The sequence below is a fragment of the Paenibacillus sp. sgz302190 genome (assembly GCF_059820445.1).
Map to the genome: position 1 here is coordinate 47,362 of NZ_JBZYAO010000006.1, position 13,048 is coordinate 60,409.

The following is a 13,048-nucleotide window of genomic DNA, read 5'->3' on the forward strand; positions in this document are numbered from 1 at the left end:
GGAGAGGACTTTCCCATGCGTATTGATGCTCACCAACATTATTGGTCGATGTCTCGAACAGATTATGGATGGATTACACCTGAACTACCGGTGTTGTACAGAGACTATCTGCCTGAAGATCTCGAAATTCATTTGAAGAAACACAACATAGACGGCACCATCACCGTTCAGGCAGCCCCTACGTATCAGGAAACAGAATATTTGTTTACACTTGCCGATCGTTCGGACTCGATTCTAGGCGTTGTCGGATGGCTGGATTTATTTGATCCATCTCACCGAGAGTATTTCGAACGTTGGCGGAAACATCCGAAATTCGTTGGTTTTCGCATTATGATCCAAGAAATGTCCGATGCAAGCAAACTGCTCGAGCCCATGTTCGTGGAAGCGCTTCAAGTTTATGCGGAAATGGGCTTTCCCGTGGATCTGCTCGTGAAATCGAATCAGTTAAACGAGCTTAATGAATTGCTCGACGCCGTTCCAGGATTGAGAGGTGTAATTGACCACATCGGCAAACCGCGTATCGCGGAGCAGGTGTTTGAGCCATGGGCTGTGCAAATCGAACGTGCGTCTAGACATCAGAATATATTTTGCAAAATTTCCGGCATGGTGACGGAAGCCGATCATCAAGCATGGAAACCGCAGCATTTTAAACGATATATCGAACATGTTTTGGAAGTATTCGGACCCGAACGGGTCATTTTCGGAACGGATTGGCCGGTTTGCTTGCTTGCAGCTACCTATGACGAAGTTCTGGAAATTATCGAAAGTGCCATACCGAAGTCGTGGGGAAAACAAGAAAGAGCAAGATTATTTGGAGAAAATGCAAGAGAATTTTACAAGCTATGATGAAGAGCGATTAAGCTCGAAACACAAACTTTTAGTATCCGAAAAACGAGTAAGCAAATTGCTATTTTCAAGGACGGAGTGATTTTATGAAGTATCGCCCATTAGGAAAAACAGGATTGGAAGTCTCAAAGCTTAGCTTCGGCGCTTCCTCCCTTGGTTCCGTATTTCGCCAAACGGATGACGCGGAAGCCATTCGAATAGTACATGCGGCTATTGACGCCGTATTAATTATATTGATGTTTCGCCTTATTATGGCGCCACTAAAGTCGAAACGGTATTAGGCAAAGCGATCAGTCAAGCGTCTCTCGAGAACTTCTATTTATCTTCAAAAGCCGGCAGATATGGTGTGGATACGTTCGACTTTTCAAGCTCGAGAATTGAATCCAGTTTGGAAGAAAGTCTGCGCAGGCTGAAGACGGATTATGTCGATATTTAGGGAGCGAATTCATCAACATATCGCGCAAAGCACTCATTCCGATCGATTTGGTTCCCGTACTACGGCCTCATGGTCCTGCTTGTCTGGAAATGCAAACGCATGCCAAATTAAGGTGCTATTTTATGCAAGTGTTCTAAATACGTTATCCCGTATCTTTATTAAAGGGGGGATAGATCTTTAATCTGTTTATTTTGTAATCGTATACAAAGTCTCATAATAAAGGAGCAAGATAAAATCAAATCCATAAGGAGAAGCAAAATGGGGGGGGGAGGCTTACGAAAAAGAAGTTATGGGTATCCATGCCGATTGCATTAGCCGCAATGAAAAGTAAATGAATAACCATAATAAATAAAATAGAGGAGAGCAAGTATGTACAATCTACCGAAACCTCATCACCCGCTTGTCACCCATATCTTCACTGCCGATCCTTCGGCGCACGTATTTGAGGGGAAAATTTTCATCTACCCGTCACACGATCTCGATCATGACGGCGCTGATAATGACAATGGGGATCAATATGCAATGGAAGACTATCATATTCTATCCATGGATGGCTTCGAGTCCCCCGTTATCGATCATGGCCAAGTCCTTCATTTGAAAGATATTCCCTGGGCTTCCAAACAACTCTGGGCTCCTGATGCTGCTTTTAAGGCCGGCACCTATTACTTGTACTTTCCTGCCCGGGATCTTAATGGAGTTTTTCGAATCGGTGCAGCGACCAGCAAGTCACCGGCCGGTCCTTTTCTTCCTCAACCGTCTTATATCGAGGGAAGCTTTAGTATCGACCCAGCCGTGCTTGTTGATGACGACAATAGGGCATACATATATTTCGGCGGTCTTTGGGGCGGTCAATTGGAAAAATGGCAGACCGGTACTTTCGAGCCGGAAGCGGTGGGGCCGGCGGCGGAGGAGCCTGCGATTGGTCCTCGGGTCGCTCTGCTGAGCGAGGACATGCTTTCATTTCAAACCGCTCCACTAGAAATTTCGATCGTTGACGAAAACGGCGGCCCGATTCTCGCTGGAGACGAGGATAGGCGCTATTTTGAAGGACCATGGGTACACAAACATAACGGCTGGTACTACTTGTCCTACTCCACGGGCACCACCCATAAATTAGTATACGCCGTCAGCCGGAATCCGTTGGGACCGTATACCTTCAAGGGCACGATCTTAACTCCGGTTATCGGCTGGACAACTCATCACTCCATTGTCCAGTTCGAAGACAAATGGTACTTATTTTACCATGACAGTTCTTTGTCCGAAGGCGTTAACCACAAGCGTTGCGTCAAATACACGGAGTTACACTATAACGAAGATGGAACGATTCGGACGATCGATCCTTATTGATTGAAACGAAAGGGTTTGGATGAACCATGAAAAACATGGATGTGACGGCTGTGCCTGCCGGATATAAACGGGCAGTTAAAGAGGAACTTCAAGGTACCGTTCATGAGGTTTCATACACGGTCAGGAACTATATTAACCAGTCGCGGCAGCTTGTTACAGATCAGAGCATCGACGCCAGAGAAGCGGGAAGAGAAACCGTTAAGGGAAGCGAAATCATTAAAAAATGCAACATCTATTTGCCTGCAGGTTATAATGAACAGGATACGGATACCAAATACAAAGTATTGTATCTGCTCCACGGAGTAGGCGGAGATCATTACGAATGGTTACGTAGCAACGGCAAAGCTGACGGGAATTATATCATATGCAATATCTTTGATAATCTCATCGCTAACGGCGATATCCATCCGCTTATCGTCGTTTTTCCCAACGGCAGAAGCGCGTTCGACTGGACGGACTGTACGTTCAATTCCTTAGGAACCAACATGCTTGGGTTCTATTATTTCGATTATGAGCTGAGATATGATCTGATCCCCTTTATTGAATCTGAATTCCATACATTCGCCGTTATAAAAAACGCGTCTCCAGAGAGAATCGAATATAATCGCATGCACAGGGCAATTGCAGGCCTTTCGATGGGTGGTATGCAATCCTTGAATATGGTCCTCGGCGGTTACAGATGCGATGCGGTAGCATATACCGGAACAAAGAGCAGTTGGAAAAATGGGCTTGATACGACTGTGCTCGCGCCAGGTATGGAGGATCTATTCGCTTATATCGGTGCCTTTTCAAATGCTCCCACGTCGAGCGACGGCAAGGTTCTGGGCGCCAGTATCGCTTCATGCAGCCACAGGCTTCATTTGCTTTATATGACCTGCGGCGACATGGATGGAGTTGCAGTAGACAACTATTCCAAATCGGTTGAAGGGCTCACGGACACCGCGGGAGAGTTTCTCGGTGATTATTACCAGGTCCTTCTAAAAAATGGTGTTCATGATTTTAATGTATGGAACAACGGTGCATATAATTTTATCCGGTTGTCTTTCCGGGCAGAAAGGACGAATACGCAGAAGCGGACAATCACAAGCAAATTGCTCACCATTAATTTATAGGGGTAAGACCTTTATTTTGTGAATTGGAAGCGCATTCTTGATGGGTATAATTAGAGATATCACCAAGTAAGCGCTAACAGCAGGATACAAAAAGGGAGGAAAAGAAAAAATGGCATTGCAAACTAAACGATCCGCTTTTCGAGTGATCATCCCTGTATTGACACTCGGTGTCTTACTGGCAGGCTGCAGCGGCTCGAGCGGCGGTTCGGCCACATCCAGCGCGGCACCAAGCGATGCTTCAGGAAGCCCTGCGGCTTCCCAAGGAGCGGAAGCGATCAAGCCCATGACGATTTCCATGTTCATCGGAGGTTCCTACCAGCAGCCTACTGCGGACAACCGAATCTACAAGATGATCAAGGATAAAACCGGCGTCAGCCTGAAGATGGAATTTCTGGTCGGCGACCTTCTCCAGAAGATGGGCGTCATGATTGCCGGCGGCGATTATCCGGACGTCATGACAGGCGATGACAAGCTGATCGCCGCAGGCGCATTCATACCTCTGGAGGACTTGATTGAGAAGTATGCGCCGAACCTGAAGAAGCATTACGCGAATGTCTGGAACCAAATCAAGGATCCGGCAAGCGGCCATCTCTATGCATTACCGGCTTTCGGCGTGTTCTCCGGCACGTTCAACGAGACGGATTACAGGGGTCCTGGCTTCTGGCTGCAGAAGGATATTCTGAAGGAGCAGGGCTACCCGACTCCCAAGACCTTGGACGATTACTTCGCTATTATAGAGAAGGCCAAGCAGCAGCATCCGGACAGGATCGGCTTCGAGACGCTGAACTTCGACTGGAGAGTGTTCCCGCTGCAGAACCCGCCGGAGCACTTGGCGGGATATGCGAACGACGGCGGCGTTATCGTGGAGAACGCCAAGGCTTCTATCTTCGCTGACAAGGATATCGCCAAGAACTATTACAAGAAGCTGAACGAAATCAACGATAAGGGACTGATGGATAAAGAGGCTCTTGTACAGAACTATGACCAATATCTGGCCAAGATCGCCAGCGGCCGCGTTATCGGCATGTTCGATCAGCAATGGAATTTCCTGGACGGTGAAAATTCCCTGATCTCCCAAGGTAAGTTCGGCAACACCTACGTACCTTTCCCGCTAGTCTATCCTGGTGCGACGGAGCACTATCGGGATCGTCCTGCTCTGAACATCAACCGCGGTTATGGCATTTCCGTCAAGGCCAAGGATCCGGTTGCCATCATCAAGTTCCTGGATACCCTGATGTCCGAAGAATGGCAGAAGACGCTGCAATGGGGGGAAGAAGGCAAGGACTATCTTGTCAAGGATGGTAAATTTTATCGTACGCCTGAACAGCGGACCCAGCAGGACGACAACACCTGGAAGCTGGCTAACAGGGCGGAGGCCTTCTTACAGAACCTGCCGAAGATGCAGGGTTCATACAGCGACGGCAACGCGACCGATCCGCGTACGCAGCCGCAGGAATTTTACGACAGTCTGAAGCCTGAGGATAAGGAAGTGATGAAAGCTTACAATCACAAGACATGGGCGGAGTTCCTCAAGTCGCCTCCAGAAAATCCGGTCTACTATCCAGCCTGGACTATCGACCTGATTGACGGTTCCCCGGCGAAAGTGGCCCAAACCAAGCTGAACGATTTGCAAGTGAAATATTTGCCGAAGGCGATTTTGGCTAAACCGGCTGACTTCGATAATGTCTGGAAAGAATACACGGACCAAATTGCCAAAGCTAATGTTAAAGCCTACGAAGATCGCATCAACGATCAGATTCAGTGGCGGATCAAGAACTGGAGCAGCAAATAATTCATAGTTCACTTGCCGTGGAGCGGAGGAGTCTCAGGTCTTCTCCGTTTTCCAATGCCGCTACAAACGACAAATTCCGGTTCGGGAGGGACGGACAATGGCCGAAACCATACTGAAACAAGAAGTGAAAGCAGCAGTTGTTAAGAAAAAGAAATGGATCGATCCGGAAATCGGCGTGGAATTCAGCTGGAAAACGATAAAAAGTCAGAAGCAGTTGATCTTCATGTCGGTACCGATTCTGATCTACCTGGTTATTTTCAATTACGTCCCGATTTGGGGCTGGTTAACGGCTTTCCAAAATTATCGCCCGGCTCTGCCGTTTCTCAAGCAGAAATGGGTGGGCTTTGATCAGTTCAAATTTCTGCTGGGTGACGACGTCTTCCTTCAGGTACTCCGCAATACATTAGGCATGAGCCTGATCAATTTGGTACTGGGTTTTGTGACGGCGATCGTGCTGGCGCTGCTTCTTAATGAAATCAGAGTGAAATTTTTCAAACGCACGGTTCAGACCATTTCGTACTTGCCTCACTTCCTGTCCTGGGTCATTGCGGCTGGAATTGTGGCTACCTCACTGTCCGTGGAGGACGGCATCGTCAACGTCATATTAATGAAGCTTCATCTCATCAAGGAGCCCATTATGTGGCTCAGCATCGGCAAATATTTCTGGGGTATAGTCGGCGCCGCGAACGTGTGGAAGGAAGTCGGTTGGAACACCATCATCTACCTGGCCGCGATTACCTCCATCGATCCATCGCTATATGAAGCCGCTTCCATGGATGGAGCCAACCGATACCAGAAGATGCGCTATGTTACCTTGCCAGGCATTAAAGCGACGTTCATTATCCTCTTGATTATGAATGTCGGCCACATTCTGGATGCAGGATTTGAAGTGCAGTATCTGTTGGGGAACGGCTTGGTTGTAGACTGGTCGCAAACGATTGATATTTTCGTGCTGAAATACGGGATCACCCTTGGCAACTATTCACTGGCGACAGCGGCGGGCATCTTCAAGACGGTCGTCAGCATTGCCCTGGTTCTGAGTGCAAATCATATCGCGAAGCGCCTAGGCGAAGAGCGGCTGTTATAAGGGGTTGAATATGAAAATGACTACTATCCAGAAAAATCGTTTGGAACCGATCTTATTCAACACGCTGAACGGGTTCTTCATGCTCTTCCTGGTCATCGTCACCCTGTACCCTTTTCTTCACACGCTGACGGTATCTTTTAACGAAGGCAATGATACGCTGCGGGGAGGCCTCTACTTATGGCCAAGGATTTGGAGCATGCAAAATTACCGGGCCATATTTATCTCGGGAACGATCTATCATGCTGCCTGGATCTCGATTGCCAGAACCGTAACACTGACAGTGCTAAGCGTGTTTCTCACTACGATGCTGGCCTATACCTTGGCTCAACCTCACTATTTGTTTCGTAAAATCATCGGCGTGTTCTTCGTGTTGACCATGTATTTCAACGCTGGCCTGATCCCGAATTATTTCCTGATCAAGCAACTGGGCTTGCTGAACAGCTTCTGGGTGTACATTCTTCCGGCGATGGTCAGCGCGTTCAATCTGATTGTGATCCGGACCTATATCAAGTCTCTCCCAGGCGGTTTGGTCGAATCCGCCAAGATCGACGGAGCAGGCGATTTCACAATTTTCCTGCGGATCATCTTCCCGCTCTGCATGCCCGCCCTCGCAACCATTGCGTTGTTCATCGCGGTCGGCGCATGGAACTCCTGGTTTGATACCTTCTTGTACGCTTCTTCCGATATCAAGCTGAGTACGCTGCAATATGAAATGATGAAGCTCTTGGGCTCTACCATGAACTCTAATACCGACCCGGCTCTCTTAAACGGGGTTGATACGGGTCAGTCTAAGGCTATGGTTACCCCTGCTTCGATTCGGGCGGCCATCACGATTGTAACTGCTGTGCCGATCCTGTTCGTTTATCCGTTCCTGCAGCGCTACTTTGTGGCAGGTTTGAATCTGGGCAGCGTAAAAGAATAAGGGACTGCAAGTTTCCGGAGATGACCGTTTCAGCATCCGGCTGAGACGGTTTTTCCATTGCTGGGAGCGCGGGCTGCATCTTATAATATCTATTAGGAATAAAGGAAATCAGGTGAAATCGTATGCTGAAAGTGCTATTTGCCGATGATGAGCCGATCATGTTAGAGGGGCTGCGTTTTCTGATGGACTGGAACAAGCTGGGATTCGAAGTGTGCGGAGAAGCCCTGGACGGGGAGGATGCCCTGCAGCTCATGGAAGAGTGCCGCCCCCACCTGGTGATTACCGATATCCGGATGCCTGTCATTGACGGTCTGGAACTGATAGAAAGGGCTTACGCTAGCTTCCCCCATACAAGATTCATCGTATTAAGCGGCTATGCGGATTTCGAGTACGCCAAGAAGGCAATGAAATTCGGCGTTTCCAATTATTTAACGAAGCCCTTGAACGAGACGGAGCTGGAAAACGCTGTGCTTGAAGCAGCGGAGAACATCCGGATGGAGGATGCTCGATATCAATTGCGCCGATCCGCTATGGAACGCATCCGGTCGGAAACGGTTTCGCAGCTTCTCTTAGGAGATGGCAGGCAGGAGTGGTTAGAACAAGCCAGGAGCCTCCTTAGGCTTCATGACGAATCGAGAATCCGGTGCATCCAACTGATCGGCATCGAAGCAGAAGCCGGAGAGCAGAAACGGCTCAACCTGTTCCAGCATCTGCTTGAAGCGGCGGAATTGGCGGCCATTGAAGAGATTGCCGTGCATCCATTTAAACTGGGCAAAGACCGGTTCGGCTTTGTTCTGGCGGCGGACCGGAAGGGATCGGCCCTGCTGCCCTCGCTGGTGAACCGGTTCATCCGGTACATCCGTCATACATGCGGGGAGCAGTATTCCTTTTCTGTCAGCAGTGAGGTCCGGGGGGCCGCATCCCTGAATAAGGCGTACAGGGAGACGCTTGTAGCGGAGCTGTGCAAATTTTCCTCCGATCTGCCGGGCGTTTATTATTATCAGGATAGAACGCAGGAGGAGAGTTTCCGGATCCCGGAGGAAATCAAGGATTCGTTGCTTCAGGCCATTGTTTGCGGCAACCCGGATGCCGTGCGGGCTCACGCTCGTGATCTTTTTTCAAGCTTAACGGCGCGGAAAGCATTGGAAGCTTGGGTGGAGGCAAGCCTGTCGGCGATCAAGCTGGACATTCTTCAAGCGCTGATCCAACAGGGAGCCGATTCGGAGAGTTGGACCCGGAGATGGTTCGCGGCCCCGCTGCGGCTGGACCCGGGAGGAATGGAAATCCGGGTACTGAAGGATTTCCTGGATGCGGCCGAATGGGTGGCAAGTGAGAAGGGCCCGCGCGTCGATGGTGTCGTATCCACAGCCGCGGGATTCATCAAGCAGCATTATCACGAGAAGCTGCAGCTCCAATATGTAGCCGAGCAACTTCATATGAATCCGGCTTACCTGGGCCAACGGTTCAAGAAGCAGTTTGGTATGGCGTTCAACGAATACCTGCACACGGTCCGCATCGAAGAGGCAAAAAAGCTGCTTCGCCGGGCTGAATTCAAAATAGCCGATATCGCCTTGAGGGTGGGGTATTCGGATTCGGACCAGTTTGTTGCGAAATTCAAAGCCTTGACCGGTATGATACCTTCCTCATACAAGAAAGGCTAAGACATACCCGACAGGAGACCGACTATGAAGCGGAAATGGAAGCCTTTCAGCCATATCGTCAACGACATTCCGTTAAGATACAAGTTTCTGTTCATCTATCTTTTGTGCGTCCTGCTTCCCATCATGTGTATCAATTCGCTGTTTTACATTCAGAACAGCCGGAACACGGAAGCCCGTGAGCGGGAGAATCTGCAAATATCTTTGGACCGGGCAGGCTACGAGCTGGTGCAGATGGTGAACGAATGCATCTCGATAAGCAACACTGTAGCGGCTGACCGGGCCTTCAACGAACCATTGGAAACCTCCTATGCCGACTTGTCGGCATATTACGAAAAATATGACAGCTACCTGCGCGATAGGCTCCGCCAATATACGAACCAGTACCCGTACATCTCCCGGCTGGGCGTGTACACCTCGAACCCGACGATTGATAGCGGGGGGAGCTATTTTATCCTGAAGGACAGCGATAAACAAAGTGAGTGGTACCGGAAGCTGACCGCTACGAAGGATAAGGTGATCGTTACCTCGTATCTGGATATCAACCCGATGAATCCGCAACAGAAGATGGTGTATGTCAGCGTCATCCGCAAATTGAATAATTTCCCGGATCTAATGAATTACACCAAGTATATGCGGATCGACCTGCAGCTCGACAAGTTGCAGGAGCTATTCAACAAGGAGCGGAGCTACTTGCAGTTCAAGCTGTTGGATGCAGATAAACGGATCGTTCTCGATTCGAACCGTTCCTACATTGCCGAGGATAACCTTCTGTCTCCCATCACGGCAGACCATCTTGATTCGTCGGGCGGCAATGCGGCAGGTAACTTCATCAGTCCATTGGGAACGGCCAGCTATTTGAGCGGCTGGGAATTGATAGGGATTCCGGAAAGATCCCGGGTGCTCAAGGAACAGAAAGCGGTATTGAAGTTCGGCATCGCGTTGGCCTTGATCAGCACGGTGATTCCGACGGTGCTCGTCTTTATTATTCTGCATTCCTACAACCTGCGGGTCAGACGGCTCTCCAAACATATGCAGATGGTTAAAAACGAGCGCTTCGAACCCATCAACATGTACGAAGGCCGGGACGAGATTGGAGGTCTTCTTCGAAGCTTCAATCTTATGACGGAAAAAATCCGGAATCTGATCAACGACGTCTACAAGCTAGAACTCCAGAAGAAGGACTTGGAGCTGGAACGGGTGCGGGCGGAGCTTAATATGCTGCAAAGCCAAGTGGATCCGCACTTCCTGTTCAACACGCTCAACGCCATTCTGGTCGTATGCAAGAAGTACCGGTATGAGCATGTGACGGAAACTATCCGCAACCTGTCCCAAATATTAAGAAGGCTGCTTAGCTGGAAGGATGACCTAGTGACGATCGAAGAGGAAATCACCTTTATCGAGATGTATCTGCAGATTGAAAAGTTTCGGTTTCAAGACCGTTTTGAATATGAAATGGACATCGATCCGGGGGTCCTCTCCTGCCGGATTCCCAAGATGAGTATCCAATTCTTGGTGGAGAACTCCTGCAAGCACGGGCTTCAATCGGTGAAAGGGGACCGGAGAATCTGCATCTCGGCCGGGTTGGATGAGCGCCATCTGGTCATGAAGGTCAAGGATAACGGAATCGGTATGGACACCGCCAAGCTGAATGGGATATTCCAAAATTTATATATAGAGGAAACAACAGAGAAAAACATTGGACTGCGGAACGTATACAAACGGCTGAATCTTTATTACAACGACAGATCCTTGTTTACAATAGACAGTAAGGAAAATGAACAGACAACCGTTACGATCCGTGTTCCTCTGAATCTGATTCTGCCTCAGGAGGAGCTGGAAGATAATGTATAAAGTGCTGTTTGCCGATGACGAGCCGATCGCATTGGAAGGCATCCGGCTAATGGCCGAATGGGAGGAGCTGGGGTTCGAGATATGCGGCATGTGCGCCAACGGGGAAGAAGCTTTGGCGGTTGCAGAGGACTGTAAGCCCGATCTGATCATTACGGATATCCGGATGCCGGTGATCGACGGCTTGGAACTGATCGACCGGATTCGGGGGCTGTCGGAAAACTACTACCCGATCTTCATCATCATGAGCGGGTACGGCGACTTCGAATATGCCAGATCCGCATTGCGGTACGGAGTGCGCCATTATTTGCTCAAGCCGGTCATGGATAAAGAATGGGAAATGATCTTGAAAGATATCATGCAGGAGCTTGCGGTTCGTGCACAGGAGCATAGCAGGCAGGAGCTGGAGTCGTACAGACTCCTGCCGGCGGTGCTTGCCCCCATTCTCCGAGGAGAGATGCAGGAGCCGGATGAGAGCGTATCCGGACAAATCGGAGAGCTGGACCGACAAGCCAAAGCATGGAGATACATTCTGATCGAGGGGTTGAAGGGAGAGAATCTGGAATGCTGCGCGGCATACTCCAGCCCGCCCCGAGTGATGTTTATCGACCTTATGCCCGGCCAGGCCGGTTTGGTGGCAGACGATGCCCTGGATGTCATTGCTTTGGCCCGAAAGGTCTCTGACGGGCTACGGCAGCAAGGAATGGAAATCTGCGTTTCGGTCGGGCCGTCCGTGCCTTCACTTCTGGATTTGACGGTATCCTATTCGGGGGCGAAGGAGGTGTCTGTCCACCACTTTTTCCATGATGATGAAGGTCTCGTCGTTTATGAATCCGCAGCCCGTTTCGAGGTCAGCTACGATCTTCAGGCCATGGCGACAGCGGAGGAGCTGTTTGCCGCAGCGGAGCGGCTTCAGGAGCAGGAGGCGGCAGACATCATGAAGCGTTTATTCGCCTCATTCCAACAGCATAAGACTGCGCCGGAAGTGGTGCGGATGCTTAGCATGGATGTGGTTTTGAAGAGCACGGAGGTGCTGCGGGAGCTGGGGGCGTCGACAGCTGACATGTGGCCGAGGTTCCGCGATCTGCTCCAAAATGGGCCGAAATCGCTGACGGGCTTGGAACACTCCATGCGGGGTTATCTGGACGAATATATGAACCGGTTGAGGAAGCAGAAGGAATTCAACTCTGGACACCCCCTTCATGGGATTGAACGTTACATTCAGGAGAATTACAAGAAGCCGCTTACGATCAAGGAGATCGGGGAACGGTTTTATATGAATCCTGTGTACCTGGGTCAGGCATTCATGAAGAAAAACGGCGTGGGCATCACTGAATATATACATGACCTGCGTATTGAAGAGTCCAAGAAAATGCTTACGGAATCAGACGCTACGATCCGTTCCATCGCGGAGGAGGTCGGATACGTGCATTATCATCATTTTCTGAGAGAGTTCGAGAAGCGGGTTTCCGAGAAGCCGATCGTGTACAGGCAGACGGGTAAATCCTAAAGAATGGGGAGGGGGAGAACCTTATCATAATGAGGGAGACGGCCTGTAAGAACGGGACATCTAAAGGAGGCTTGCCAAACTATGAACAAGGAAATACCGGCCTTGCACGGGGCTTTCAAAGGATTATTCAGAATCGGCGCCGCCGTTAGTACGCTGATGCCGAAGCCAGCGTTTTGGAGCCTCATCGGGGCTTAATCACGTTTGTGCCTGAGCTGCTGGAGCAGAGCTGTGAGCTCGTGACTGTTAGCCGGCTTTTGGAATTAAGTAAGACGAAGCAGTAAACGTCACGCCGATGGATCAAAGGGGGATCCAATCTACCTTTGAAGAACTCGGCTATTTATTGCTTTTCCTGAGTTTTTACCAGAATCTAACTTGAAGTGCATAGGTCATGAATGAAAGCCGAGAAAAATAAACCGCTCCGAAGAGCGGTTTATTTTTCTCGGAGTGAGGGTTGCCCTCTTTTGTCATCTAAGTTTGAAGAAGCAAA

9 protein-coding genes and 1 pseudogene are annotated in these 13,048 nt (G+C 49.6%); all 10 read left to right on the forward strand.

Annotated features, from left to right (window positions below; genetic code table 11):
* Positions 1-15 precede the first annotated feature (15 nt).
* Positions 16-846 (forward strand): amidohydrolase family protein, encoded by an 831-nt coding sequence (locus AC6RNO_RS09465; RefSeq protein WP_497105283.1) that lies wholly within the window; start codon positions 16-18, stop codon positions 844-846.
* Between the two features lie 86 nt (positions 847-932).
* A pseudogene (locus AC6RNO_RS09470) lies at positions 933-1,279 on the forward strand (aldo/keto reductase); the annotation flags it as partial.
* Between the two features lie 372 nt (positions 1,280-1,651).
* The gene (locus AC6RNO_RS09475) at positions 1,652-2,629 is read left to right on the forward strand and encodes a family 43 glycosylhydrolase (protein WP_497105284.1); all 978 of its coding nucleotides are present in this window, start codon (positions 1,652-1,654) and stop codon (positions 2,627-2,629) included.
* Between the two features lie 26 nt (positions 2,630-2,655).
* Positions 2,656-3,741, forward strand: a complete 1,086-nt coding sequence (locus tag AC6RNO_RS09480; RefSeq protein ID WP_497105285.1) for an alpha/beta hydrolase-fold protein — start codon at positions 2,656-2,658, stop codon at positions 3,739-3,741.
* Between the two features lie 109 nt (positions 3,742-3,850).
* Positions 3,851-5,533: a type 2 periplasmic-binding domain-containing protein gene (locus tag AC6RNO_RS09485; RefSeq protein WP_474682057.1), complete on the forward strand. Its 1,683-nt coding sequence runs from the start codon at positions 3,851-3,853 to the stop codon at positions 5,531-5,533.
* Positions 5,534-5,630: 97 nt separating this feature from the next.
* Positions 5,631-6,620, forward strand: a complete 990-nt coding sequence (locus tag AC6RNO_RS09490) for an ABC transporter permease (protein WP_488434129.1) — start codon at positions 5,631-5,633, stop codon at positions 6,618-6,620.
* A gap of 10 nt (positions 6,621-6,630) precedes the next feature.
* A complete protein-coding gene (locus AC6RNO_RS09495; RefSeq protein ID WP_497105286.1) occupies positions 6,631-7,542 on the forward strand; it encodes an ABC transporter permease subunit in 912 nt (303 codons plus the stop codon).
* 122 nt (positions 7,543-7,664) lie between these two features.
* The gene (locus AC6RNO_RS09500) at positions 7,665-9,203 is read left to right on the forward strand and encodes a response regulator (RefSeq protein ID WP_497105287.1); all 1,539 of its coding nucleotides are present in this window, start codon (positions 7,665-7,667) and stop codon (positions 9,201-9,203) included.
* 24 nt (positions 9,204-9,227) lie between these two features.
* The gene (locus tag AC6RNO_RS09505; protein WP_497105288.1) at positions 9,228-11,054 is read left to right on the forward strand and encodes a histidine kinase; all 1,827 of its coding nucleotides are present in this window, start codon (positions 9,228-9,230) and stop codon (positions 11,052-11,054) included.
* Positions 11,047-12,561: a response regulator transcription factor gene (locus AC6RNO_RS09510; protein ID WP_488434132.1), complete on the forward strand. Its 1,515-nt coding sequence runs from the start codon at positions 11,047-11,049 to the stop codon at positions 12,559-12,561. Before AC6RNO_RS09505 ends, AC6RNO_RS09510 begins: the two co-directional genes overlap by 8 nt.
* The last annotated feature ends 487 nt before the right edge of the window (positions 12,562-13,048 follow it).

What these genes read in the sequence shown, in the direction of transcription:
- AC6RNO_RS09475 (WP_497105284.1), top strand. Translation starts at nt 1,652, where the DNA reads ATGTACAATCTACCGAAACCTCATCACCCGCTTGTCACCCATATCTTC.
- AC6RNO_RS09495 (WP_497105286.1), top strand. Translation starts at nt 6,631, where the DNA reads ATGAAAATGACTACTATCCAGAAAAATCGTTTGGAACCGATCTTATTC.
- AC6RNO_RS09500 (WP_497105287.1), top strand. Translation starts at nt 7,665, where the DNA reads ATGCTGAAAGTGCTATTTGCCGATGATGAGCCGATCATGTTAGAGGGG.
- AC6RNO_RS09480 (WP_497105285.1), top strand. Translation starts at nt 2,656, where the DNA reads ATGAAAAACATGGATGTGACGGCTGTGCCTGCCGGATATAAACGGGCA.
- AC6RNO_RS09505 (WP_497105288.1), top strand. Translation starts at nt 9,228, where the DNA reads ATGAAGCGGAAATGGAAGCCTTTCAGCCATATCGTCAACGACATTCCG.
- AC6RNO_RS09465 (WP_497105283.1), top strand. Translation starts at nt 16, where the DNA reads ATGCGTATTGATGCTCACCAACATTATTGGTCGATGTCTCGAACAGAT.
- AC6RNO_RS09510 (WP_488434132.1), top strand. Translation starts at nt 11,047, where the DNA reads ATGTATAAAGTGCTGTTTGCCGATGACGAGCCGATCGCATTGGAAGGC.
- AC6RNO_RS09485 (WP_474682057.1), top strand. Translation starts at nt 3,851, where the DNA reads ATGGCATTGCAAACTAAACGATCCGCTTTTCGAGTGATCATCCCTGTA.
- AC6RNO_RS09490 (WP_488434129.1), top strand. Translation starts at nt 5,631, where the DNA reads ATGGCCGAAACCATACTGAAACAAGAAGTGAAAGCAGCAGTTGTTAAG.